The sequence below is a fragment of the Mumia spirodelae genome, assembly GCF_050632745.1.
Taxonomy (GTDB): Bacteria; Actinomycetota; Actinomycetes; order Propionibacteriales; family Nocardioidaceae; genus Mumia.
In genome coordinates this window covers 156,197-181,319 of sequence record NZ_JBODSD010000004.1, presented here as the reverse complement: position 1 = coordinate 181,319, position 25,123 = coordinate 156,197, and the positions used below count along the sequence as shown (strand labels likewise).

The following is a 25,123-nucleotide window of genomic DNA, read 5'->3' as shown; positions in this document are numbered from 1 at the left end:
GTGTCCGGCATCCGGCCGGTCCCCACCTCCTCCAGGAGCTCGTCATGGCGCTCTCGACCACCGGCACCCCTCCGGGCACCACGACAACGACCCCGGTACGCCGGCGTACCGGCCGCTGGATCGACCACTGGGACCCTGAGGACCCCGCGTTCTGGGAGTCCACCGGACGCCCGGTCGCCCGGCGCAACCTGATCATCTCCATCCTCGCCGAGCACCTCGGGTTCTCCGTCTGGATGCTCTGGAGCATCGTCGCGGTGAACCTCAACAACGCGGGGTTCTCCCTCACGAACTCGCAGCTGCTCTGGCTCGTGGCCGTGCCCAGCCTCGTCGGCGCGACGCTCCGTCTGCCGTACACGTTCGCGGTGGGGCTCTTCGGCGGCCGCAACTTCACGATCGTGTCGGCCCTCCTGCTGCTGATCCCGACGATCGGGCTCGCGGTCGTGGTCCAGCGCCCGGACACGCCGTTCGCGGTCCTGCTCGCGGTGGCAGCGACAGCGGGATTCGGCGGCGGCAACTTCGCCTCGTCGATGACGAACATCTCGTACTTCTTCCCCGAGAAGGAGAAGGGCTGGGCGCTCGGCCTCAACGCCGCCGGCGGCAACATCGGCGTCGCCGTGGTGCAGGCGCCGTTCGTGGTGACCGCGGTCGTCACGGCCGGAGGCGGCCTCGTCCTCTGGCGTGCCGGGCTCATGTGGGTCCCGCTGGTCCTGCTCGCGGCCTTCCTCGCGTGGAGGGCGATGGACAACCTGAGCGCCGCGCAGGCCGACTTCTCGACGTCGGCTGCCGCGGCCCGACGCCCGCACACCTGGGTGATGTCCTTCCTCTACATCGGCACGTTCGGCTCCTTCATGGGGTACGCCGCTGCGTTCCCGATGCTGATCAAGATGGAGTTCACCGAGGTGAACCCGACCTCGTGGGCGTTCCTCGGTGCGCTGGTCGGCTCGCTCGCACGGCCGTTCGGTGGCCGGCTCTCCGACCGCGTCGGCGGGGCTGTGGTGACGGCCGCGAGCTTCGTCGTGATGGGCGTCGGCGTCCTCGCCGCCGTCTTCGCGCTGCGGGCAGGGTCGTTCGGGTTCTTCCTGGCGTCCTTCCTGGTGCTGTTCGTCGCGACCGGCGTCAGCAACGGCTCGACGTACCGGATGATCCCCGCGATCTTCCGTGCGAACGCCGGCGACGACCCGGCGGCGACGCTGCGGGCCAAGCGCGAGGCGGCGGCCGCGATCGGGATCATCTCCGCGGTCGGCGCGTTCGGCGGCTTCTTCGTCCCGCGCATCTACTCGTGGGCGTCGGAGGCGACGGGGTCGATCGAGCCGGCGATGTTCGTCTACGTCGGCGTGTACGCGGCGATGCTCGCGGTCACCTGGGCGTTCTACCTGCGGCCCGGTGCGGCGATGACGAAGGCGCGCGTGTGACGCCGACCGCCGCGCCGGAGTCCACCGCCGCGACGGACTCGACGGCTGCGCCGGACTCCACGGACACGCACTGCCCGTACTGCGCGCTCCAGTGCGCGATGCGGCTGGCTCCCGAGGCGGGCGGCGATCTCGCTGCCTCGCCTCGGGAGTTCCCGACGAACGGCGGTGGCATGTGCCAGAAGGGATGGACCAGCGCCGAGCTGCTGCGGGTCTCCGACCGGCTGACCGCGCCGCTGCGCCGCGAGGAGGACGGGACGTTCCGCGAGGTGTCTTGGGACGACGCCCTCGACGAGATCGCCGACCGGGTGCGCGCGCTCCAGGCGGCGCACGGGCACGACACCGTCGCGGTCTTCGGCGGCGGCGGGTTGACGAACGAGAAGGCGTACGCGCTCGGGAAGTTCGCCCGCACGGTGCTCCGGACGCGCTTCATCGACTACAACGGCCGCTTCTGCATGTCGTCGGCAGCGGCGGCGGGCAACCGCGCGTTCGGCATCGACCGCGGGATGCCGTTCCCGCTCACCGACCTCGCGGGCGCGGACGCGGTGCTGCTGCTCGGAAGCAACCTCGCCGACACGATGCCGCCCGCGGTGCAGCATCTCGGCGGCGTGCGGGAGCGCGGCGGTCTCGTCGTCGTCGACCCGCGCCGCAGCGCGACGGCCCGGCTGTGCGACGACGGCGCGGGGGAGCACCTTCCGCTCGTCCCGGGCACGGACCTCGTCCTGCTGCTCGGCCTCACGCACGTGGTGCTCGCGGAGGGGCTGGCAGACGAAGCCTTCCTCGCGGAGCGCACCCGCGGCCTCGACGACGTACGCCGCAGCGTGGCCGCCTGGTGGCCCGAGCGCGTCGCGTCGGTGACCGGGATCGACGAGGGACGCCTGCGCCGGGTCGCGCGCCGGCTCGCGGCAGCCTCCCCGAGCCGCGGCGGCGCGGGCGCGTACGTCCTCACCGGCCGTGGAGCCGAGCAGCACGTCGACGGGACGGACACCGTCACCGCGGCGATCAACCTCGCGCTCTGCCTCGGTCTGCCCGGCCGGGTCGGCAGCGGCTACGGCTGCATCACCGGGCAGGGCAACGGCCAGGGTGGGCGCGAGCACGGGCAGAAGTCCGACCAGCTGCCCGGATACCGGATGATCGACGACCCGGCCGCCCGCGAGCACGTCGCGTCCGTGTGGGGGGTGGCGCCCGACTCGCTGCCGGGCAAGGGCGTCCCCGCGGTCGACCTGCTGATGCGCCTCGGGACCGAGGAAGGGCCGCGGGCCCTGCTCGTCCACGGGTCCAACCTCGTCGTGAGCGCACCGGACGCCGCCGCCGTCACCGCACGCCTGGACGCGCTCGACCTGCTCGTCGTGTCCGACTTCGTGCCGTCGGAGACCGCGGTGCTCGCCGACTTCGTCCTGCCGACGACGCAGTGGGCGGAGGAGGAGGGCACGATGACCAGCCTCGAGGGCCGGGTCCTCCGGCGCCGCGCAGCGCTCACGCCTCCGCGCGGGGTGCGCAGCGAGCTCGAGATCCTCGCCGGCCTGGGCGAGAGGCTCGGGTCGCCGGTGGCGCTGCCGACCAAGCCCCGCGAGGTGTTCGAGGAGCTGCGACGCGCCTCGGCCGGCGGCAGGGCCGACTACGCCGGCATCTCGTACGACCGGCTGGACACGGGCGAGGCGCTGTACTGGCCGTGCCCGGCTGAGGACCACCCGGGGACGCCGCGGCTGTTCGCCGACGGGTTCGCCCACGCCGACGGGCGGGCGCACCTGGTCGCCGTCACCCCGAGCGGGCCGGACGACGGCGTGCGCGACGACGCGCCGATCTACCTCGTCACCGGACGGCTGCTCGCCCACTACCAGTCGGGCGCCCAGACCCGGCGCGTCCGGAGGCTGCGCGACGCCGCACCCGCGGCGTACGTCGAGCTCCACCCGCACCTCGCCGCGCGCCTCGGTCTCGAGGGGACCGAGGACGTCCGGGTCACCTCGAGCCGCGGCTCGATGGTGGCGCAGGCGCGGATCAGCGCCGACATCCGGCCGGACACCGTGTTCGCGCCGTTCCACTTCGCCGGCCTCGGCCGCGTGAACACCCTGACCAACGCTGCTACCGACCCGATCTCGGGGATGCCCGAGTTCAAGGTCTGCGCGGTGACCGTGGAGCGCGCCGACGCGGGGGCGTCGCCGCGTACGGAGGATCTCGAGGAGGTCGTGCGATGACGAGGCACCCGAGCAGGACCCGCGTCGTGGTGGTGGGCGCCGGCATGGTCGGCACCCGGTTCGCCGAGGAGCTCGTCCGGGCCGACCCCGAAGGCCGGTTCGCGGTGACGCTGCTGGGGGAGGAGGAGTACGAGCCGTACAACCGGATCCTCCTCACCGAGCTCGTCGCCGGGAGGGCCGAGCTCGGCGGCCTCGCGCTCGCGCGCCCGCACCGCGTCACCGTCCGCAACGGTGCGCGGGTCGACCGGATCGACCGCGAGAGCCGCACGGTCCACGTCGGCGCGGAAGAGGTGGCGTACGACCATCTCGTCCTCGCCACCGGCGCCCGCGCCCGCGTCCCGGGCGTCCCCGGGCTCGACGGGCCGGCTCGCGGGGAGGCGCTGCCGGGAGGCGTCTTCGTCCTGCGCAACGTCGACGACGCGCGCGGCATCACCGCTGCGGCGCTCAACGCGCGCCGTGCCGTCGTCGTCGGCGGGGGACCGCTCGGCGTCGAGGCGGCGTGCGGGTTGCGCCTGCGCGGCGTGAAGGTCGAGGTCGTCTCGTTCGCGGGCCATCTCCTCGACCGGGACCTCGACCCGGAGCCGGGCCGCCTTCTCGCTGAGGCCGTCGGGGACCTCGGCGTCGGGTTCCACGGCAACGCGTCGCTGGCCGGCGTCACCCACCACGGTGGTCACGTCGACGCGGTGGTCCTCGACGACGGGCGTACGCTGCCGGCCGACCTCGTCGTCCTCGCGTGCGGGGCGGTCCCCGAGACGGCGCTGGCTGCCACGGCGGGTCTCGACGTCGCCCACGGAGTCGTGGTCGGCGACGACCTCGCCACGCCCGCGGACCCCGCCGTCCACGCGATCGGCGACTGCGCGCAGACCCCCTCGGGCGTGTCCGGGCTCGTCGCACCCGGCTGGGAGCAGGCCCGCGCCCTCGCGGCCGCGCTCGCCGGCGGGACCGCGGCCGCACCCGTACCCGTCGTCGTCGACGGCGCGGCGATGCGCCTCAAGGCGGCCGGGGTGAGCCTCGTCGCCCAGGGGCGCAAGGCCTCCACGGCGGACGGGGCGCGCGTCCTGACCGTCAGCGACCCGCACGCCCGCCGGTTCGTCGAGGTGGTGGTCGACGGCGACACGCTGGTCGGGATGACCTGCCTCGGTGCCGCCGAGCTGGCGTCGTCGTTGAGCGTGCAGCTCGGCAGGCCGGGCATCATCCCCCTCGACCCCCTCCAGCTCCTCGCGCCGAGCGCCGGCTCCGGCGACGCCACGGCGGGATCGCCGACGACGATGCCCGGCAGCACGACGGTGTGCCGCTGCAACGGCGTCACGAAGCGCGACCTGGTGTCCGCGTGGGAAGACGGCGCCTGCTCGGTGCCGGCGCTCGCGACGAGCACCCGGGCGACCACCGGGTGCGGAGGGTGCGTCTCGCTCGTCCGCGGGATCGCGGACTGGCTGCAGGCGTCGGACCCGGGGGTCTCGACCACCGCCGCTCGCTCGACCGGCGGGGAGGACGGCTCACAGCCGGTCCCGGCCGACCGTGAGCCCGTTGTGAAGGGTGCGTAACTCTATGAACGAGGACCCGAAACACCGCGTTCCTACGGTGACCGACATGGACACCGAAGACACCCGCAAGCGCCTCGTCGTCGTCGGTGGCGGCATGGTCGCCCACCGACTCGTCGAGGCCCTGGTCGAGCGCGGCGCGACCGGCTCGTGGACCATCGACGTCTTCGGTGAGGAGTCGCGGCCGCCGTACGACCGGGTCGCGCTGACGTCGTTCTTCTCCGACCGCGACCCCGAGGACCTCGTGCTGGGCGACGGGTCGCTGTGGGCGCACGAGGGCGTCCGGCTCCACCGCGGGGTCCGCGTCACGGCGCTCGACCGCACCGCCCGCACGGTCGCCGCGCGCGGACGCACCTACGGGTACGACGCGCTCGTGCTCGCCACCGGGTCGTACGCGATGGTCCCGCCGATCGAGGGCAAGGAGACGCCGGGCTGCTTCGTCTACCGGACCGTGGACGACGTCGCCGAGCTCCGTGCATGGGTGAACGACCGGGCGGAGCGCCTCGGTCGACCGGTGCGCGGCGCCGTCGTGGGTGGCGGCCTGCTGGGCCTCGAGGCCGCGGGGGCGCTCCAGGCGCTCGGTGCGGAGTCCACCGTGGTCGAGTTCGCGCCCTGGCTGATGCCGATGCAGGTCGACGAGGCGGGCGGTCGTACGCTGCGCCGGATCATCGAGCAGCTCGGTGTCGAGGTCCGCACCGCGACGGCGACCTCACGCGTGCGCGCCGGCCGCAGCGGCACGGTGCGGGCGATGGAGTTCGCGAACGGCGGCGGGAGCATCGGCGCCGACGTGGTGGTGTTCGCGACGGGTGTGCGGCCTCGCGACGAGCTCGCGCGCGACGCCGGTCTCACGATCGCCGAGCGTGGCGGCGTGGTGTGCGACGAGGCCTGCCGGACCGACGACCCGGACGTGTACGCGATCGGCGAGGTCGCGCACGTCGCCGGACGCACCTGGGGGCTCGTCGGACCCGGGTACACGATGGCCGAGGTGGTCGCCGACCGGCTGCTCGGAGGCGACGCGACCTTCACCGGAGCGGACCTCTCGACCAAGCTGAAGCTGCTCGGCGTGGACGTGGCGAGCTTCGGCGACGCCTTCGCCGGGACCGAGGGGAGCCTCGAGGTCGTGTACGCCGATCCGGTCGGCGGTGTCTACAAGAAGCTCGTGATGTCCGACGATGCCAAGACGCTGCTCGGGGGCATCCTCGTCGGCGACGCGGAGGCGTACGCGTCCCTGCGCCCGATGGTCGGCAGCGAGCTCGGCGCCGACCCGACGGCGTGGCTGGTCCCGGACGGCGTGACGCCGGTGTCGGGCGGGTCGCTCCCGGACGCGGCGGCGGTGTGCTCCTGCAACAACGTGACCGCCGGAGCGATCCGCTGCGCCGTGCGGGGCGAGGACGGCGAACCGTGCCACGACCTCGGGGCGCTCAAGGGCTGCACCAAGGCCGGCACGAGCTGCGGTTCGTGCCTCCCGCTCGTCAAGAAGCTGCTCGACGAGGAGCTGACCGCAGCCGGCATCGAGACCTCGAACGCCCTGTGCGAGCACTTCGCGATGAGCAGGGCGCAGCTCTTCGACGTCGTACGCGTGACGGGCATCCGGACGTTCTCCGACCTCGTCGCGAGTCACGGCACCGGACGTGGCTGCGACATCTGCCGTCCGGTCGTGGCCTCGATCCTGGCGTCGCTGGAGACGGGGCACGTGCTCGACGGCGAGGCGGCGGCGCTGCAGGACACGAACGACCACGTGATGGCCAACATGCAGAAGGACGGCACCTACTCCGTCGTCCCGCGCATCCCCGGGGGAGAGGTGACGCCAGAGGGCCTGATCGCGATCGGGCAGGTCGCCGCCGACTTCGGGCTCTACACGAAGATCACCGGCGGACAGCGGATCGACCTGTTCGGGGCGCGGATCGAGCAGCTGCCCGCGATCTGGAAGCGGCTCGTCGATGCCGGGTTCGAGTCCGGCCACGCGTACGGCAAGTCCCTGCGCACCGTGAAGTCGTGCGTCGGCTCGACGTGGTGCCGCTTCGGGGTCCAGGACTCCGTCGGCCTGGCGATCGCCCTGGAGCTGCGCTACCGCGGGCTCCGCTCACCCCACAAGCTCAAGCTCGGCGTCTCCGGCTGTGCACGGGAGTGTGCCGAGGCGCGCGGCAAGGACGTCGGCGTGATCGCGACCGAGAAGGGCTGGAACGTGTACGTCGGCGGCAACGGCGGCTTCACCCCGAAGCACGCACAGCTGTTCGCCGAGGACCTCTCGACCGACGAGCTCGTCCGGACGATCGATCGCTTCCTCATGTACTACATCCGCACCGCCGACAGGCTCCAGAGGACCGCTCCGTGGCTGGAGTCGGTGGAGGGCGGCATCGATCACGTACGATCGGTGGTGCTCGACGACAGTCTCGGGATCGCCGCTGATCTCGACGCAGCGATGGCGGTGCACGTCGACAAGTACGAGGACGAGTGGGCCGCCACTCTCGCCGATCCCGACAAGCTGCAGAAGTTCGCCAGCTTCGTCAACAGCCCCGACACCCCCGACCCGGACCTGGTCTACGTCGCCGAGCGCGGTCAACGCCGACCCGCCAGCCCGCAGGAGCGGGCGACGCTGATCGCCGGGACGACCCTGGAGGTCCGCTCGTGAGCGCTGCTCCCGTGACCGACGTGTCGACCGCGACGTGGGTACGCGTCTGCGCGTTCGACGCCCTGTTCCCCGACCGCGGGGCCGCCGCGCTCGTCGGCGGCCGCCAGGTCGCGCTGTTCCGGCTGGCCGGCGACGCCGACACGGTCCACGCGATCGGCCACCGCGACCCGTACAGCGGCGCCAACGTGATGGCCCGCGGCCTCGTGGGCACCGTCGGCGACGTCGCTGTCGTGGTGTCGCCGATGCACAAGCAGCGCTTCCGGTTCCAGGACGGCGCGGCGGTCGACGACCCGTCGGTCACGGTCGGCGTGTGGGCCACGCGCGTCGTCGACGGGGCGGTCGAGGTCGCCTGCGCGCCGCTGGTCGAGCCCTCCGCAGGCCCGTGACGCCGCTCGGCCCGGTCCTCGCCGGCACCTCCGTCCTCGTCACCGCGCAGCGCCGCGCCGACGACCTGGCGCTCGCGCTGGGCCGGCGCGGCGCCGTGGTGTCGGTCGCGTCCGCGCTCGGGGTGGAGTCGCACATCGACGAGGACACCCTCCTCGCGCGCACCCGGGAGCTCGTGGCGGAGTCCGCCGACGTCGTCGTGGTGACCACCGGGATCGGCTTCCGCTCGTGGCTCGAGACCGCCGAGGCCGCTGGTCTGGGGGAGGCGCTGGTCGACGCGCTCGCGCGGACGCGGCTGGTTGCGCGCGGCCCCAAGGCCCGCGGTGCCCTCCAGGCCGCCGGGCTTGTCCCCGACTGGGTGGCGGAGTCGGAGACCTCGGCCGAGATCGCCGACTTCCTGTGCACCGAGGGCGTCGACGGGCAGCGGATCTTCGTCCAGCACCACGGCGCGGGCGACGACGGACTCGAGGTCCGCCTGCGTGCGGCCGGGGGACACCCCGTCGGGCTGGTCGTCTACCGCTGGGGCCCTCCGCCGGATCCGGATGCCGTCGCCGCCTCCGTGCGCGACGCCGCCGCGGGGGCGTACGACGCGGTCGTCTTCACCTCGGCCCCGGGTGCTGCCGCGTGGCTGGACGCGGCGCTGGCGGAGGGCGTACGGGACGACATCGTCGCGCTCGCGCGCGGCGGGCTGCTCACCGTCGCGGCGGTCGGTCCGGTCACGGCCGAGCCGCTGCGCGTCGTGGGCATCGACCCGCTCGTGCCCGACCGGGGCCGCCTCGGGTCGCTGGTCCGCACGCTGATCATGCATCTCGGCGACGACCACGAGCCCACGCCGACCACGGCGGGCGCCCTGCGCCTGCGGGCCCGCACGGCGACCCTCGACCACGAGGTCGTCGGCGTCTCGCCGAGCGGGTTGGCGGTGCTGCGTGCGCTCGTGGCGGTGCCCGGCGCGGTGGTCCCGCGCGAGGCGCTGCTCAAGGTGCTGCCGGGATGCTCGACCGACCCGCACACCGCGGAGGTCGCCGTGGCGAGGCTGCGGGACGCGTTCGGTGGCCGCCCGGTCGTCGAGACGGTCGTGAAGCGGGGATACCGGATCAGCCTCGACCACCAGGCGCTCGGGAACGGAGCGGTGCGATGACGACGCTGGTCGCCTGCAGCCACGGCACCCGCGACCCGGCCGGCCAGGCGGCGATCGGCCGACTCGTCGACGCCGTGTCGGGGGCGCTGCCCGGGCTCGCCGTGACTCCGACCTTCGTCGACGTCCAGCACCCGCAGGTCGCGGAGGTGGTGGGGGAGACCGCCGGTCCGACGGTGGTGGTGCCGTTGCTGCTGTCCTCCGGCTACCACGTGCACGTCGACATCGCGGCCGCCGTGGCTGGGCGCGCGGAGGTCGTGGCGGCGCCCGCGCTCGGACCGGACCCGGTGCTCGCCGGTCTGCTCGCGAAGCGGCTCCGTCAGGCCGGACTGCGTCGGGGGGATCGTGTCGTCCTCGCGGCCGCCGGCTCGTCCGACCCGCGCGCGCGCCGTGACACCGAGCGCGCGGCCAGCCTGCTGGCGACCGCGCTGGGGACCCGAGTGGCGCTCGGGCACGTCGGCGGCCCGCAGCGTCAGGTCGCGGCCGTGGTAGCGGACCTCCGGCAGGACCCGCACGGCGGTCGCGTCGTGGTCTCTCCGTACCTGCTCGCTCCCGGCTGGTTCCGGGACCGCTTGGACGACGTCGGTGCCGATCTCCTGAGCGCCCCGCTGCTCGACGGCGGTGAGCCCGATGCGCGGCTCACCGGCCTCGTCGTACGCCGTTTCCTCGACGCGCGCGGCAAGGCGTACGCGCCCGCGGCATGACGGCGTTCGCCGGCACGGCGATCGGAGTGCCGTCGATCGGTGCTCGCATCTGGCACCGATCGACGGCGTTCCTTCGGCAGGACGATCCGCACCGTCGGACCTCACGCCTACGCAGTACGAGGAGTACGTGGAGGGTGGTTCTCGGGCGACGCGCCGGATTCTGCCGTGCGACGAACGGTGCAGGCCCCTACTGTCACCCCTGATGGCACGACGCAGGGAGACCGGATGAGCGCGACCGAGGCCGAAGCACCCTCCACCGCGAACAAGCTCACTCTTCCGACCCTCACCGCCATGGTGGTCGGGAGCATGGTCGGCGCGGGGGTGTTCTCGCTCCCGGCGCGGTTCGGCGTCGCGACCGGCATCCTCGGCTCGCTCATCGCGTGGGCGATCGCCGGCACCGGCATGCTCATGCTGGCGTTCGTCTTCCAGAACCTCGCGATCCGCAAGCCCGAGCTCGACTCCGGCGTCTTCATCTACGCCAAGGCCGGGTTCGGCGACTACGCGGGTTTCAACTCGGCGATCGGCTTCTGGGCGAGCGCGGTCGCGGGCAACACCTTCTACTGGGTCTTCATCACCGCGACCCTCGGCGCGTTCTTCGAGGGCTTCGGCGACGGCGACACGGTCCTGGCGGTGGCTCTCGGGACGGCGGGAGTGTGGTTCTTCCACACGCTCATCGCCCGCGGGGTGCGCGACGCGGCGATCATCAACCGGATCGTCACGGTCTTCAAGATCCTCCCGATCGTCGTCTTCATCATCGTGCTGTTCGTCAACTTCGACGCGGGCGTCTTCGCCGACAACTGGACCGCGTACGGCTACGGCGACCTCGGCAACCTCGACGAGCAGGTCCGCAACACGATGATCATCACGACGTTCGTGTTCATCGGGATCGAGGGGGCGAGCGTCTACTCGCGCTACGCCAAGAAGCGCTCGGACGTCGGTCGCGCCACGGTGCTCGGGTTCCTCAGCGTCCTGTCGCTGTTCGCGCTGGTCACGCTGTCGAGCTACTCGGTCATGCCGCAGCCGGAGCTCGCCGACACCCGGCAGCCGTCGATGGTCGGCGTCTTCGAGTCGGTCGTCGGCGACTGGGGCGAGGTCTTCATCAGCGTCGCCGTCATCGTGTCGGTCCTCGGCGCCTACCTGGCGTGGACCTTGATGGCGGCCGAGGTGATGTACATCCCGGCCCGCAACGACGACTTCCCCCGCTTCCTCGGGCAGGAGAACTCCAACGGCACCCCGATCACGGCGCTCGTGGTCACCTCGCTCGGGGTCCAGGCCCTGCTCGCGCTTACCCTCGTGATCGAGGACGCGCTCAACTTCATGCTCGACCTGAGTACGAGCCTGGCGCTGCTGCCGTACTTCCTCGCGGCCGCGTACGCACTCAAGCTCGGCCTCACGGGGGAGTCGTACGAGGGCGAGACCTCACGGGTCCGGCGCAAGGAGACGATCATCGCCGGCGTCGCGACGGCGTACACGCTGTTCCTCTTCGACGCCGCCGGGCTGGAGTTCCTCATCCTGTCGGCGCTGATCCTCGCCCCTGCGACCGTGCTCTACGTGAAGGCGCGCACCGAGAACGGACGACGCCTGTTCAGCCCCACCGAGATCGCGCTGTTCGTGATCATCATGGTGTCGGCGATCGCCGGCGCCGTGGCCCTGTGGACCGGCCGCATCAGCCTCTGACCTTCCGACCCGTCCTCCAGAAAGGCGATCGTCATGACCGACCCGGCACCCTCAGCCTCGTACGGCGTCCACTCCGAGGTCGGCCGGCTCCGCAAGGTCCTCGTGTGCCGCCCCGGCCTCGCGCACCGCCGGCTCACCCCGACCAACGCCGACGACCTGCTGTTCGACGACGTGATGTGGGTCGAGAACGCGCAGCGCGACCATGCCGACTTCGTCAACAAGCTCACCAACCGGGGCGTCGACGTCGTCGAGCTGCACGACCTGCTCGCGCAGACGGTCGCCATCCCCGCGGCGCGTGACTGGCTGCTCGACCGCAAGATCGTCCCGAACGAGGTCGGGCTGGGCCTGATCGACAGCACCCGGGACTACCTGGAGACGCTGGAGCCGGCGCCGCTCGCCGAGCTGCTCATCGGGGGCATGGCGACCGTGGACCTGCCCGAGGACTACCGGACCCCGTACGTCGCGATGGCGCGCGAGTCGACCGGCGTCCAGGAGTACCTGATGCCGCCGCTGCCCAACACGCTCTACACCCGCGACACGACGTGCTGGCTGTACGGCGGGGTGACCCTGAACCCGCTGTACTGGCCCGCGCGGCACGACGAGACCCTGCTGATGAAGGCGATCTACACGTTCCACCCCGACTTCGTGGGCTCGACGGTGTGGTGGGGCGACCCGGAGCAGGACTGGGGCCAGGCGACGTTCGAGGGCGGCGACATCATGCCCGTCGGCAACGGCGTCGTCCTCATGGGGATGAGCGAGCGCACCTCGCGGCAGGCGATCACGCAGGTCGCGGCTGCGTTGTTCGCGCAGGGCACGGCCGAGCGGGTCGTCGTCGCGGGCATGCCGAAGCTGCGGGCGGCGATGCACCTCGACACCGTCTTCACCTTCGCCGACCGCGACGTGGTCACGCTCTACCCCCGGATCGTGGACGCGGTCCACACGTTCTCGCTCTACCCCAGCGACCAGGCGCCCGGCGTCGAGGTCGTCGACGAGGGGGAGGGGCGGTTCGTCGACGTCGTCGCGCAGTCGCTCGGCCTCTCGGGGCTGAACGTGATCGAGACCGGGGGAGACGTGTACGCCTCGGAGCGCCAGCAGTGGGACTCGGGCAACAACGCCGTCGCGCTCGAGCCGGGCGTGGTGTTCACGTACGACCGCAACACGGAGACCAACGCGCTGCTGCGCAAGGCGGGCGTCGAGGTGATCACGATCGTCGGCGCCGAGCTGGGCCGCGGCCGCGGGGGAGGGCACTGCATGACCTGCCCGATCGTGCGGGACCCCGTCGACTTCTGACCCGTACGCCGTCCCGCCCCGCGCCGTACCCACCCCGGCGCGTTGGTGCCTCCGTGGTCACCGCGGCCGGCGCGGTGACCACCCACGCACCAACGCGCCGGGGTTGGCGGGGCGTGGCGGGCGCGGAGCCGGAAGGCGCCGGCCCGGCGTGGGATACCGGGAACCGGCGCGCCGCGCCCTTAGGCTCGCGACCATGGCGAGCCGTACGTCTTCCCCACCGCGAGGGTCGTCCAAGAAGAACTCGCGGTCGTCCGGCGGCCAGGACCGACGTCCGCAGCAGCAGCGCGGCCGCGGCTCGACCAAGCGTCAGCCGCCCGCTCCGCCGCCGAGGACCGGCCCTGGCCCGTTCGTGCGTGCCCTGACCGCGATCGGCCGCGGCATCGGTGCGCTCTGGATGGGCCTGGCCCGCATGGTCGGCGCGATCGTGCGCAGCATCGGGCAGGCCGCCCGCGACCTCGAGCCCGAGCACCGCCGCGACGGGCTCGGCCTCGCGTTGATCGGTCTGGGCGTGGTCGTCGTCGGTGCCGTCTGGTTCCAGGTGCAGAGCCCCGTCACCGAGGCCGTCGCCGAGGCCGTCTCCAACAGCGTGGGCCTGCTCGCCTGGACCGTGCCGCTCGCCCTGTTCGTCGCCGGCGGGCGCACCATGCGCAACCCCGAGGCCAACGGTCCGCTCGGCCGCCAGGTGATCGGGTGGGCGTCGCTGGCCGGTGGCGTGCTCGGCATCGTCTCGATCGCCAACGGCATCCCCGCCCCGTCCGAGGGTGACGGCGAAGGCATCCGCGACGCTGGAGGCGCGATCGGCTACGGCGTCTCGAAGCTGCTCGACGACCTGCTGCGGACCCCGTACGTCACGGTCCCGCTGCTGGCCCTCCTCGCGTTCTTCGGGCTGCTCGTCATCACCGGCACCCCGATCTACCGGATCCCCGAGCGACTGCGTGCGCTCCGCGACCTCGTGCTCGGCACGAAGCACCTCCCGGACGACGAGGACGAGGACGCGACCCAGCCGGTCGGGCGAAAGCGCCCGGCGCGCGGCGGCACCGGCAGCGACGTCCCGTACGACAACCCTCTCGTCCGTGGCCCGGACGAGGAGGAGACCGCGTCGGCCCCGGCGCCCAAGGGCAAGATCAAGAAGGCGGCCGGCCCCGACGACGACACCGTCGCGGTCGACACCGCCCCTGCGGCGAAGGACGACGAGCCCGTCGAGCTGCCGCCGATGACCCCGCTGCCGGCCCGTGCCGAGCAGCTCGCGCTGTCCGGCGACATCGTCTACACGCTCCCCGCCAACGAGATGCTGCGCGAGGGCACGCCCCACAAGGCCCGCACGGCAGCGTCCGACGCCGTCGTCGCCCGGCTCACCAACGTGCTCGAGGAGTTCGGCGTCGACGCCGAGGTCACCGGCTACACCCGCGGGCCGACCGTCACCCGGTACGAGATCGAGCTCGGGCAGGGCGTCAAGGTCGAGAAGATCACCGCCCTGCAGAAGAACATCTCGTACGCGGTCGCCTCCAACGAGGTCCGGATCCTCTCGCCGATCCCCGGCAAGTCCGCGATCGGCGTCGAGATCCCCAACACCGACAAGGAGACCGTCTCCCTCGGTGACGTCCTGCGCTCCAACAAGGCGCGCAGCGACCACCACCCGATGGTCGTCGGGCTCGGCAAGGACGTCGAGGGCGGGTTCGTCGTCGCCAACATGGCCAAGATGCCGCACCTGCTCGTCGCCGGCGCCACCGGCTCGGGCAAGTCGAGCTTCATCAACTCGATGATCTCGTCGGTCCTCATGCGCTCGACGCCGGACGAGGTCCGGATGATCCTGGTCGACCCCAAGCGGGTCGAGCTCACCGCGTACGAGGGGATCCCGCACCTCATCACGCAGATCATCACCAACCCCAAGAAGGCCGCCGAGGCGCTGCAGTGGGTCGTCCGCGAGATGGACATGCGCTACGACGACCTGGCCAACTTCGGGTTCCGGCACATCGACGACTTCAACAAGGCCGTCCAGGCCGGCACGGTGAAGGTGCCTCCGGGGAGCGAGCGCCAGCTCGCCCCGTACCCGTACCTCCTCGTGGTCGTCGACGAGCTCGCCGACCTCATGATGGTGGCCCCGCGCGACGTCGAGGACTCGATCGTCCGCATCACCCAGCTCGCCCGTGCGGCCGGGATCCACCTCGTTCTTGCGACCCAGCGACCGTCGGTCGACGTCGTCACCGGTCTGATCAAGGCCAACGTGCCGAGCCGGCTGGCGTTCGCGACCTCGTCGCTCGCCGACAGCCGCGTCATCCTCGACCAGCCCGGCGCCGAGAAGCTGGTCGGCGGCGGTGACGGACTGTTCCTCCCGATGGGGGCCAACAAGCCGCTGCGCATGCAGGGCGCCTGGATCACCGAGAAGGAGATCCACGACGTCGTCCGGCACTGCAAGGAGCAGCTGCAGCCGGTCTATCGCGAGGACGTCACCGCCCCGCAGGCCAGCAAGCGCGAGATCGACGACGACATCGGCGACGACCTGGAGCTGGTGCTGCAGGCGGTCGAGCTCGTGGTCAACACGCAGTTCGGCTCGACCTCGATGCTCCAGCGCAAGCTGCGCGTCGGGTTCGCGAAGGCCGGACGCCTGATGGACATCCTCGAGTCCCGCGGTGTCGTGGGACCGAGCGAGGGCTCGAAGGCACGCGACGTGCTGATCAAGCCCGACGACCTGGACGAGGTCCTGGAGACGCTGCGAGGGGAGTGACATGACGGATCGCCTGGACGAGGAGCGTGCCGCCGCGGGGACGGTCGGCGGTGCGGGAGTGCGCGAGGAGGTCCTCGAGGTACGCCGCAGCGCGGGCGCCCTCGCGCTCGTCACCGTCGGCTCGGGCGCGCTCGCGTGCCTGTACGCCGTGCGGGCCGTCGGCGGCTCGCCGGTGCTCGCGCTGGTGGTGCTCGTCCTCGCGGCCATCGCCGTGCTCGCGGGACGCGCGTGGTGGGACGCCCGCAGCCCCCTGCTGGTCGCGGATGCGCTCGGCGTGCGGTTCCGGCACGGCCGGGAGTGGCGGGGGCTTCCGTGGGTGGAGGTCGACCACGTCGTGCTCGACGAGCCGAGCGGGGTGCTGCGCGACGGCGCCCTGGAGGTCGTCGCGCGGGACGGGACGGCGTACGTCGTGCCGCTCGGCCTCGCGGTCCGGGCGAGCCAGGACGACGTCGCGGGAGCCCTGACGGCGCTGTCGGGTGACGAGAACCTCCTCGTACGGCCGGCGACCGCGGCCGGCCCCGCGAGCGAGGCGTCGCCGCCCGCTCCGTCGGCCGAGCCGGACCGGTCGCCCTCGCCAGAGCCTGGCCCGTCGTCGCAGACCGACGCGGCGGCCGAGGCGCTCGACACACCGGCTCCGGCCGCACCGACCAACGGGGGGAGCGCGTCTCCGGGCGAGGGCACGCCGTCCGCTCCGCCGGTCGGGACGCCCGTCCCGTCCGCACCGGCGCGGATCGACCTCGGACTCGTCCAGAGCGCCGGGACCTCGGCGCTCGCGCCGGGGTTCCGGGTCGTGACGGCGCTGCGGGCCAGCCGCGGCCGCCCCGAGCTCGTGATCGACCGCCCCGTGGAGGACGGACGCGCCGCGGAGCCGGCTCCAGCCGTCGAGGCGGCGCTGGAGCAGGTCGCGGCCCCAGAGCCGGTCGCCGAGCCCGGTCCGGACCCCGCCGCGGACGACCGTTCGCTCGGTGCGATGCTCCGCGAGGCCCGCGAGCGTGTCGGCGTGAGCGTCGACGACCTCGCCGCCCGGACCCAGATCCGTCCGCACGTCATCGAGGCGCTGGAGGACGACGACACCAGCGTCTGCGGAGGCGACTTCTACGCTCGCGGCCACCTGCGCGCGATCGCGCGCGTCCTCGGCACCGATCCAGCGCCGCTGGTCGCGACGTACGACGCCTCGTACGCCCAGGCGCCGATCCCGGCACGGGCGGTGTTCGAGGCGGAGCGTTCGACCGGCGCACAGACGATCCGCGTGGCCCGCGGGGGCCGCAGCTGGGTGGCGCTCACCGTCGTGGTGCTGGTGCTCGCCATCATCTGGGGGATCGGACAGCTCGTCGTCGGCGGCGAAGGGGACGCGCCGCCGGCGACGGTCCCCACGGATGCGGCACCCGCACCGGCCGATCCCTCGGCGCTGGCCGGACTGGGCGCTCCGACGACGAACCACCTCGTCATCCGCGGCAAGGAGCGCAAGCCGACGAAGGTCACCGTGACCGACGCCCGGGGCAAGACCGTGTGGTCCGGTGAGCTCGCGAAGGGCGAGTTCCGACGGGTGAGCGTGGTCGGCCCGGCCAAGGTCTCCGTGGGCCGCGCCGACGCCGCCACCGTCGCTGTCAACGGGGGCAAGGCGCAGCGTCTGGACGACGGTTCGGGCAAGGCGAGCGCCACGCTCGGCGAATCTTGAGGGTGACGATAGGCTGGTCAGTGGTCCGCGGCCAGGGGCACCGACTGACCCTGATCCCCTGAGCGGCCCGAGGAGAGACGATGACTGACACGCCGACGCCCGCCCCGGCGCAGGCGCCGAGCAACTACAACATCGCCAACGCGCTGACCGTCCTGCGGATCGCGTTCGTGCCGTTGTTCGGCTGGCTGCTGCTGGTCGACGGCGGCGACGACACCGGCCTCCGGCTGGCGGCCTGGGCGGTGTTCGTCGTCGCGATGGCCACGGACCGCATCGACGGCAACCTGGCCCGCAGCCGCGGTCTCATCACCGACTTCGGCAAGATCGCCGACCCGATCGCCGACAAGGCGCTCACGGGGATGGCGTTCGTCGGGCTCTCGATCATCGGCGCACTCCCGTGGTGGGTGACCATCCTCGTCCTGGTGCGGGAGTGGGGCATCACCGTGATGCGCTTCGGGGTGATCCGCTACGGCGTGATGCCCGCCTCGCGCGGAGGCAAGCTCAAGACCGTGCTGCAGGCGGTGGCGCTCGGGATGTACATCTTCCCGATCGAGGCGCTGCTGCCCGACTGGGTGATGTGGCTCGCCTACCTCACGATGGGCGCCGCCGTCCTGGTCACCGTCGTCACCGGGTTCGACTACGTCGCGCAGGCCGTCCGGATGGTCCGCGAGGCGAAGGCCGAGGGACCTGCCGCCGAGCAGGTGCCCGGCGGGTCCCGCTGACGTCGCCAGCGTGATGGCGCGCGTGGACCCGACGGCCCTCGTGGACGCCCTGCGCGACGCCGGCGCGACCGTCGCCGTCGCGGAGTCGCTCACCGGGGGAGCGGTCTGCGCCCGTCTCGTGGACGTCCCGGGAGCGTCGGACGTGCTGCGCGGCGCGGTCGTCGCGTACGCGACCGAGCTCAAGGCGTCGCTGCTCGGCGTCGACGAGCTGCTGCTCGCAGCCCGGGGACCGGTGGATCCGGAGGTCGCCGAGGCGATGGCGGACGGGGTCCGGCGGCGGCTCGGAGCGACGTACGGCCTGGCGACGACCGGCGTCGCCGGCCCGGGACCGAGCGACGGGAAGCCCGCGGGGACCGTGTACGTCGCGGTGGCGGGGCCGGACGGGGCGGCCGCTCGCCGTCTGGCCCTCGACGGCGACCGGGCGGCGATCCGCAGTGGCACCGTCGAGGCCGTCCTGGAGGAGCTGGCGGCGCGGCTGCACGTCGGTTGACCCGACGCTCGACGTGCTCACTCGGCGGTCCGTTCCCCGTCCGACACCGGGTGCGCCTAGAGTGGTGGGAAGAACACGGCTCGACGAGGAGTTGTACGGAGTCTGAGAGCGGAGGTGTGAGATGACGGTTCTTCGGCGTCTGATCGGAGAGGTCCTGCGGGCTCGCCGGATGGCCAAGGGCCTGACGCTGCGCGACGTCTCCGCCGCCGCCCGCGTCTCCTTGGGCTACATCTCCGAGGTCGAGCGTGGGCAGAAGGAGCCCAGCTCTGAGCTGCTCGCCGCCCTCTGTGACGCCCTGGACGTGCCGATGTCGCAGGTCCTCCGCGACGTGAGCGCGCTCCTCGAGATCCAGGAGCAGTCGACCCTCGACGCGGCGATCGCGCTGTCGCCGGAGTCCGACTCGGTCGGCGTGCACTGACCTCAGCCCGGACATCCAGTCCTGTCAGCGCATCCTCGTACGCTCGTCCCGTGCCTGACGACCTCGAACACCTCCGTTCCGCGCGCCTGCTCCTCGACCGCTTCGACGCCGACGACGTCGACGCGGTGTACGCGATCTACGGGGATCCGGACACGTGGCGCCACCTCCCGGAGGGGCGGTTCGACTCCCGTGACCGTGTCGTCGCGATGAAGGAGCGCTCCGACGCCAGCTGGGCGGCGGTCGGGCTCGGAGACTGGGTCGTCCGCTCCCAGGAGCGCCACGACGACCTCGCCGCGGGCGCCGTTCTCGGCACCGTCTCGACCACGGCGTTGTGGCGGGACGGCGTCGTGTGGGCGCTCAACCTCGGATACCGCTTCGCGCCGGCCAGCTGGGGGCGGGGCTTCGCGACGGAGGCGGCGTCGGCGGCCCACGAGGCGGCGCGCGCCCGTGGCCTCGACATCCCCGTCACCGCGCGGGCGCTGACCAACAACCCGGGCTCGATCGCCGTGCTCGACCGGCTGGGCCTCGTGCGCCTGTGGGAGGGCGCCTCGGCCGAGGCGCCGACCCCTGACCCCGCGGCGCCGCTGGACACGCGCAGCCGCGCACGGGTCGTCTACGCCGACCGGCCGCTCCCGCAGACGGACCTGGACTCGCTCATCGCGCTCGGCTGACCTCGGTGTCTCAGCGCGCCGGCTGGCAGTGCGGACACCAGTAGGTGACACGCTCCTCGGACCCTCCCGACTGCGTCACGACCGGCGCCCTCCGCGCGACGCGCGTGCCGCACCGTCGGCACGGCTCCCCGCCGCGGCCGTACACCCACGTGCGCTCGCCGCGGCGGCGTACGCCGGTGGTGACGATCTCGGCGAAGTCGCGGTTGACGAGCAGCATCCGCTGGGCGGTGCGGACCGTACGCCCGAGGTCGGGGTCGTCGGACACCCTCGCGTCGGGGTGCAGCCCGTGCACGAACATCACCTCGTTGCGGTAGACGTTGCCGATCCCCGCCAGGTTGCCCTGGTCGAGCAGGGCGTCCGCGAGGGTCCGCTCGGGGTCTGACCGGAGGCGGCGGAGGGCCTCGGCCTGGTCGAACCCGGGATCGAGCAGGTCCGGCCCGAGGCGCGCGACGACCGCGTCCTCCTCGACGCGGCTGAGCACCTCCGTGATGCCGAGCGCGAACCCGACGGCCTGGACCGTCGCGGTCTCCAGCACCACCCGCGCCTCGTGCGCCGGACGGCGCCAGCGCGCACCTCGGGGGTAGACCTGCCAGGCACCCTCCATCTTGAGGTGCGTGTGGATGCTGAGGTCGTCGCCGACGTGCGCGAACAGGTGCTTGCCGCGGCTGACGACCTCGTGGACCGTCTCTCCGGAGAGGTCGACGGTCGCGTAGTCGGGCACGCGGAAGTCGGTACGGACGAGGACCTGGCCGTGCAGCGCCTCGTCGAGGCGTCGTGCGGTCCGCCAGACCGCGTCACCCTCGGGCACGGCTCAGCCCCGGATGCGCAGACCGCGTGGGGTGGCGTGGAAGCCCGCCTGAGCCAGCGCCTCGCCCAGCGCGGTGCCGAGGACTGCCTCGCCGTCGGCCTTCTCGACCGTGAGCCGACCGAGCGCGCCGTCGCGCACCGCCGTCGCCAGGGCGTCGATCGCCGGCTGCAGACGAGCCGCGCCCTCGGGGTCGTCGAGGTCGTCGAAGGTCAGCAGCGTGCGGCCGCCCCGCTCGACGTACAGGGAGAGGGCCCCGTCGACGAGGACGACGAGCGCGCCGGCCTTGCGCCCGGGACGGTGGCCGCCGTCGGTCTCGGGCCAGCCCAGCGCTGCGCCGTACGGGTTGGCGGGGTCGGTCGCGGCGAGCGTGACCGCGCGGCGCTCGGGGTCCTTGCCCGGCTCGCTGGAGTACGAGCGGAGCCGGTCGACCGCGCCGGCCGTCGCGAACTGCGCCGCCCCCAGGCCGTCGACGAAGTAGCCGCGACGTGCGCGTCCGGCTTCCTCGAACCCGCTGAGAACCTTGTAGACGGCGGCGAACCCGCCCGTGACCCCCTCGGCGACTGCCGTGCCCCGCGTGACGAGCCCGTGCCGCTCCAGGAGCTGCTCCGCCGTGGCGTGCGCTCGGACGGTCGGGTTGTCCTCAGGACGGGGCACGAGCGCCCAACGGCCTCCGACGGTCGGCGGCCCGGTCCGGGACGGCATCGTCGGTCGGGCGAAGGACGGCGCGCGGCGTCCGCGCAGACGCGGCGCACTGCGGGCCGTACGGTGCGCGGCACGGCCGGCGCCGACGAGGGTCCGCAGCGGGGCCAGGGTGTCGTTGGTGAGGTAGCCGGCCCAGACGAGATCCCAGATCGCGTCTGCGAGGTCGCTGTCCAGGACCGCGGGCGCGTCGTCCCCCGAGCCGCTTGTCGCTGCGCGGACGGCGTCGGCCAGCTGGCGGAAGAAGTAGGCGCCACCGGACTGCATCACGCCGAGGACCGCCTCCTGCAGGGCCGTCAGCTCGATCTCCGCCGGCGCCGACAGCGTGAGCGGAGCGGTGTCGGCGAGGTGGAGCGAGACCCAGCCGTCGTTGCCCGGGAGCGAACCGACGCCGGACCACAGGATCTCGCCGGCCGCGGTGAGCTCGTCGAGCATCGCGGGGGAGTAGTCGAGCACGCGGGAGCGCAGGACCAGCGGCTCGAGCGCTGACGCCGGGACGGACGCACCGGCGAGCTGCTCGACGACCGTGACGAGACCGTCGACGCCGCGCAGCCGGCCGCCGACGTGCTGCCAGGCGGCGAGGAAGCGGCCGAGCGTCTCCTGCGAGACCGGCTCGACCTCCTTGCGCAGGGCAGCGAGCGACCGCCGGCGCAGCCGTCGGAGCACCTCGGCGTCGCACCACTCCGAGCCACCCGAACCAGGCGTGAACTCGCCCTCGGTGACGCGTCCGTGCCCCGCGAGGCGGCGCAGCGTCTCGGAGACCACGGCGACGCCCAGCCCGAGACGCTCGGCCACGTCGCCGGCGACGAAGGGCGCGTGCGTGCGGGCGTACCGCGCCACGAGGTCGCCGAGCGGGTCGTCGACGGGTGCCAGGAACGCGTCGGGGACGCCCATCGGGACGGGGACGCCGAGGGCGTCGCGGAGGCGCCCGGCGTCCTCGACCGCGACCCACCACTGGCGGTCGGCGAAGCTGACCCGCAGGATCCGGCGGGCCTCGGCCAGCTCCACGAGCCAGGCCGCGGACTCGGCGGGCTCGGTGCACCGCTCGGCGACCTCCTCCGACGTGAGCGGGCCGAGCAGGCGTAGGAGGTCGGCGACGCCCTCGGCACCGCGCGCGCGTCGGTCGGGCGCCAGCCGTTGGAGCTCCGCCTCGGTCTGGGCGATCACGCCGGCGTCGAGGAGGTCGCGCAGCTCGGCGCGACCCAGCAGCTCCGACAGCAGCGACGAGTCGAGCGAGAGCGCGGCCGCGCGCCGCTCCGCGAGCGGGCTGTCGCCCTCGTAGAGGAAGGCCGCCACGTAGCCGAAGAGCAGCGACTTCGCGAACGGTGACGGCTCCTGCGTCTCGACGTCGACGACGCGCAGCCGGCGGCTCTCGAGGTCGCGCATCATCTGCACCAGCGACGGCACGTCGTACACGTCCTGGAGGACCTCGCGGACCGTCTCCAGGACGATCGGGAACGTCGGGTAGCGGCGGGCGACCTCGAGCAGCTGCGCGGCCCGCTGCCGCTGCTGCCACAGCGGGCTGCGCCGGCCGGGATCGCGGCGGGGGAGCAGGAGCGCTCGTGCGGCGCACTCGCGGAACCGCGCCGCGAACAGGGCGGATCCGCCGACCTCCTCCGTGACAAGGTCCTCGATCTCCTCGGCGGTGAACGCGAAGAGCTCTCCGCCCGGAGGCTCTGCGTCGGTCTCCGGCAGGCGTACGACGATGCCGTCGTCGCTGGCCATGCTCGCCGAGTCGAGGCCGTAGCGCTCACGCACCCGTGCCCCGACGGCCAGGGCCCACGGCGCGTGCACCGCGAGCCCCAGCGGCGAGTGCAGCACGAGGCGCCAGTCACCGAGCTCGTCGCGGAACCGCTCGACCACGAGGAGCGTGTCGTCGGGAACGCGCCCGGTCGCGGCACGCTGCTCGTCGACGAGGGCGAAGAGGTTGTCGATCGCGTACGCGTCGAGGCCCGCCGCCTCGCAGCGCGCCCGCGCCTCGTCGCGGTCGCCCGTGGCCATCGCGCGCGTGAAGGCGCCGAGCGCTCGGCCCAGCTCGATCGGACGCCCCGGGTTGTCGCCTCGCCAGAAGGGCAGGCGGCCCGGCTGGCCGTACGCCGGGGAGACCAGCACCCGGTCGTGCGTGATGTCCTCGATCCGCCAGCTGGTGGCGCCGAGCGCGAACACGTCGCCGACGCGCGACTCGTACACCATCTCCTCGTCGAGCTCCCCGACGCGCGCGCTGCCGCGGGCGGTGGACTCGGCGCCGACGAGGTAGACGCCGAACAGCCCCCGGTCGGGGATCGTCCCGCCGGAGGTGACCGCGAGCCGCTGGGCGCCGGGCCGTCCGGAGATCGTGCCGGCGACGCGGTCCCACACGATCCGGGGCCGCAGCTCCGCGAACTCGTCGGACGGGTAGCGGCCGGCGAGGAGGTCGAGCGTCGCCTCGTACGCCGAGCGGGGGAGCGTCGCGTACGGCGCGGCGCGGCGGACGGTCTCGTAGAGCGCGTCGACGTCCCAGCCCTCCAGCGCGCAGGCCGCGACGACCTGCTGAGCGAGCACGTCGAGCGGGTTCGTGGGGACCTTCAGCTCCTCGATCGCGCCGCTGACCATCCGCTCGATCGTCACCGTCGCCTCGAGGAGGTCGGTGCGGTGCTTGGGGAAGACGACGCCTCGCGAGACCTCGCCGACCTGGTGGCCGGCACGCCCGACGCGCTGGAGCCCGCTGGCCACCGACGGCGGTGACTCGACCTGGACGACCAGGTCGACGGCGCCCATGTCGATGCCCAGCTCGAGGCTCGACGTCGCCACCACGCAGGGGAGCCGGCCGGACTTGAGGTCGTCCTCGATGAGCGCGCGCTGCTCCTTGCTGACGGACCCGTGGTGCGCCTTGGCGAGGATCGGCGAGACCCCGGCGGCCGTCCCGGACTGGCCGGGCGCCGCCGCAGCGGGAGAGCCGGTGTCGGGGACGTCGACGCCGAGGCGGCCCGCGTGGATCTCGTTGAGCCGGGCCGTCAGGCGCTCGGCCAGCCGGCGCGAGTTGGCGAAGACGATCGAGGACCGTGCCTCCTCGACCAGGTCGACGACGCGCTCCTCGACGTGCGGCCAGATCGACGCCTGGTCGCGGGCGTCGGGCTCCGTCTCGTCCTCGGAGCCGTCGGTGGTGCGGACGGGGAGCGAGGTCATGTCCTCGACCGGGACGACGACGGCGAGGTCCCAGCGCTTCTCCGACTCCGGGGCGACCACCCGCACCGGCGCCGACCCGGCGAGGAACCGCGCCACCTCGGTGTGCGGGCGCACCGTCGCGGACAGGCCGATGCGCTGAGCCGGCCGCTCGAGGAGGGCGTCGAGGCGTTCGAGCGTGAGGGCGAGGTGTGCCCCGCGCTTGGTGCCTGCGACCGCGTGCACCTCGTCGAGAATGACCGCCTCGATGTCGCGCAGCGTCTCGCGGGCGGCGGAGGTCAGCACCAGGAACAACGACTCGGGCGTGGTGATGAGGACGTCGGGCGGCCGGGTCGCGAGGGCCCGGCGCTCCGACGGCGTGGTGTCGCCGGAGCGGACGCCGACGGTGACGTCGCGAGGCGCGGCGGAGTCGCCGGTCGCGGCCATCCGCTTCGCGGTCTGCGTGATGCCGACCAGCGGGGCGCGGAGGTTGCGCTCGACGTCGACCGCGAGCGCCTTGAGCGGTGACACGTAGAGGACGCGGGTGCGCCGCTTGGGGTCCTCGGGCTCTGGGCCCGTCACCAGGCGGTCGAGCGCCCACAGGAACGCCGAGAGCGTCTTGCCGGACCCGGTGGGGGCGACCACGAGGGCGTTGCGGCCGTCGGCGATCGCGTCCCACGCACCCACCTGCGCGGTCGTCGGGGCCGGGAAGGCACCTCGGAACCACGCCGCGGTGGCGGGGGAGAAGCGGTCGAGCACATCGGGCACCCGTCCATCATGACGCGCGGCACTGACAGTTGCGGACGG

Annotated in this window: 17 protein-coding genes; 15 read left to right on the top strand and 2 right to left on the bottom strand. The window is 73.3% G+C overall.

Annotated features, from left to right (window positions below):
• Nucleotides 1–44 precede the first annotated feature (44 nt).
• The 15 genes from ACQSSQ_RS18770 (at nt 45) to ACQSSQ_RS18700 (ending at nt 19,668) form a co-directional block, all read left to right on the top strand.
• Nucleotides 45–1,412, top strand: coding sequence for an MFS transporter (locus ACQSSQ_RS18770; protein WP_431328646.1), 1,368 nt, complete (start codon nt 45–47; stop codon nt 1,410–1,412).
• Entirely contained in the window at nt 1,409–3,604 is a 2,196-nt protein-coding gene (locus ACQSSQ_RS18765) for a molybdopterin oxidoreductase family protein (protein ID WP_431328645.1), read from the top strand. Before ACQSSQ_RS18770 ends, ACQSSQ_RS18765 begins: the two co-directional genes overlap by 4 nt.
• Nucleotides 3,601–5,148 (top strand): FAD-dependent oxidoreductase, encoded by a 1,548-nt coding sequence (locus tag ACQSSQ_RS18760; RefSeq protein ID WP_431328644.1) that lies wholly within the window; start codon nt 3,601–3,603, stop codon nt 5,146–5,148. Before ACQSSQ_RS18765 ends, ACQSSQ_RS18760 begins: the two co-directional genes overlap by 4 nt.
• Nucleotides 5,149–5,194: 46 nt before the next feature.
• Nucleotides 5,195–7,777, top strand: a complete 2,583-nt coding sequence (nirB, locus tag ACQSSQ_RS18755; protein ID WP_431328643.1) for a nitrite reductase large subunit NirB — start codon at nt 5,195–5,197, stop codon at nt 7,775–7,777.
• Complete coding sequence (gene nirD / locus ACQSSQ_RS18750; RefSeq protein ID WP_431328642.1) at nt 7,774–8,163, top strand: nitrite reductase small subunit NirD; 390 nt, start codon at nt 7,774–7,776, stop codon at nt 8,161–8,163. Before nirB ends, nirD begins: the two co-directional genes overlap by 4 nt.
• On the top strand, nt 8,160–9,299 hold the full coding sequence (locus ACQSSQ_RS18745; protein ID WP_431328641.1) for a uroporphyrinogen-III synthase: 1,140 nt from the start codon (nt 8,160–8,162) through the stop codon (nt 9,297–9,299). The genes nirD and ACQSSQ_RS18745 overlap by 4 nt, the downstream gene beginning before the upstream one ends.
• On the top strand, nt 9,296–10,000 hold the full coding sequence (locus tag ACQSSQ_RS18740; protein ID WP_431328640.1) for a sirohydrochlorin chelatase: 705 nt from the start codon (nt 9,296–9,298) through the stop codon (nt 9,998–10,000). Before ACQSSQ_RS18745 ends, ACQSSQ_RS18740 begins: the two co-directional genes overlap by 4 nt.
• Nucleotides 10,001–10,225: 225 nt before the next feature.
• Complete coding sequence (locus ACQSSQ_RS18735) at nt 10,226–11,677, top strand: basic amino acid/polyamine antiporter (RefSeq protein WP_431328639.1); 1,452 nt, start codon at nt 10,226–10,228, stop codon at nt 11,675–11,677.
• 33 nt (nt 11,678–11,710) lie between these two features.
• Complete coding sequence (locus ACQSSQ_RS18730; RefSeq protein WP_431328638.1) at nt 11,711–12,967, top strand: arginine deiminase; 1,257 nt, start codon at nt 11,711–11,713, stop codon at nt 12,965–12,967.
• 193 nt (nt 12,968–13,160) lie between these two features.
• On the top strand, nt 13,161–15,692 hold the full coding sequence (locus ACQSSQ_RS18725) for an FtsK/SpoIIIE family DNA translocase (protein ID WP_431328637.1): 2,532 nt from the start codon (nt 13,161–13,163) through the stop codon (nt 15,690–15,692).
• A gap of 1 nt (nt 15,693) precedes the next feature.
• On the top strand, nt 15,694–17,370 hold the full coding sequence (locus tag ACQSSQ_RS18720; protein ID WP_431328636.1) for a helix-turn-helix domain-containing protein: 1,677 nt from the start codon (nt 15,694–15,696) through the stop codon (nt 17,368–17,370).
• 80 nt (nt 17,371–17,450) lie between these two features.
• Nucleotides 17,451–18,089: a CDP-diacylglycerol--glycerol-3-phosphate 3-phosphatidyltransferase gene (pgsA, locus tag ACQSSQ_RS18715; RefSeq protein WP_431328635.1), complete on the top strand. Its 639-nt coding sequence runs from the start codon at nt 17,451–17,453 to the stop codon at nt 18,087–18,089.
• A 13-nt stretch (nt 18,090–18,102) separates the two neighbouring features.
• Nucleotides 18,103–18,579 (top strand): CinA family protein, encoded by a 477-nt coding sequence (locus ACQSSQ_RS18710; RefSeq protein ID WP_431328904.1) that lies wholly within the window; start codon nt 18,103–18,105, stop codon nt 18,577–18,579.
• 121 nt (nt 18,580–18,700) lie between these two features.
• Complete coding sequence (locus tag ACQSSQ_RS18705) at nt 18,701–18,997, top strand: helix-turn-helix domain-containing protein (protein WP_431328634.1); 297 nt, start codon at nt 18,701–18,703, stop codon at nt 18,995–18,997.
• Between the two features lie 50 nt (nt 18,998–19,047).
• On the top strand, nt 19,048–19,668 hold the full coding sequence (locus ACQSSQ_RS18700) for a GNAT family N-acetyltransferase (RefSeq protein WP_431328633.1): 621 nt from the start codon (nt 19,048–19,050) through the stop codon (nt 19,666–19,668).
• 10 nt (nt 19,669–19,678) lie between these two features.
• On the opposite strand, the gene ACQSSQ_RS18695 is transcribed toward ACQSSQ_RS18700, so the two are convergent.
• Nucleotides 19,679–20,476: a DNA-formamidopyrimidine glycosylase family protein gene (locus tag ACQSSQ_RS18695; protein ID WP_431328632.1), complete on the bottom strand. Its 798-nt coding sequence runs from the start codon at nt 20,474–20,476 to the stop codon at nt 19,679–19,681.
• 3 nt (nt 20,477–20,479) lie between these two features.
• Nucleotides 20,480–25,084, bottom strand: a complete 4,605-nt coding sequence (locus ACQSSQ_RS18690; protein WP_431328631.1) for an ATP-dependent helicase — start codon at nt 25,082–25,084, stop codon at nt 20,480–20,482.
• Nucleotides 25,085–25,123: the final 39 nt, after the last annotated feature.

Bases quoted from the DNA above. Each gene is read 5' to 3' on its own strand.
- ACQSSQ_RS18740 (WP_431328640.1), top strand. From the start codon at position 9,296: ATGACGACGCTGGTCGCCTGCAGCCACGGCACCCGCGACCCGGCCGGC.
- ACQSSQ_RS18770 (WP_431328646.1), top strand. From the start codon at position 45: ATGGCGCTCTCGACCACCGGCACCCCTCCGGGCACCACGACAACGACC.
- ACQSSQ_RS18725 (WP_431328637.1), top strand. From the start codon at position 13,161: ATGGCGAGCCGTACGTCTTCCCCACCGCGAGGGTCGTCCAAGAAGAAC.
- ACQSSQ_RS18710 (WP_431328904.1), top strand. From the start codon at position 18,103: ATGGCGCGCGTGGACCCGACGGCCCTCGTGGACGCCCTGCGCGACGCC.
- ACQSSQ_RS18705 (WP_431328634.1), top strand. From the start codon at position 18,701: ATGACGGTTCTTCGGCGTCTGATCGGAGAGGTCCTGCGGGCTCGCCGG.
- pgsA (WP_431328635.1), top strand. From the start codon at position 17,451: ATGACTGACACGCCGACGCCCGCCCCGGCGCAGGCGCCGAGCAACTAC.
- ACQSSQ_RS18760 (WP_431328644.1), top strand. From the start codon at position 3,601: ATGACGAGGCACCCGAGCAGGACCCGCGTCGTGGTGGTGGGCGCCGGC.
- nirB (WP_431328643.1), top strand. From the start codon at position 5,195: ATGGACACCGAAGACACCCGCAAGCGCCTCGTCGTCGTCGGTGGCGGC.
- ACQSSQ_RS18720 (WP_431328636.1), top strand. From the start codon at position 15,694: ATGACGGATCGCCTGGACGAGGAGCGTGCCGCCGCGGGGACGGTCGGC.
- ACQSSQ_RS18730 (WP_431328638.1), top strand. From the start codon at position 11,711: ATGACCGACCCGGCACCCTCAGCCTCGTACGGCGTCCACTCCGAGGTC.
- ACQSSQ_RS18735 (WP_431328639.1), top strand. From the start codon at position 10,226: ATGAGCGCGACCGAGGCCGAAGCACCCTCCACCGCGAACAAGCTCACT.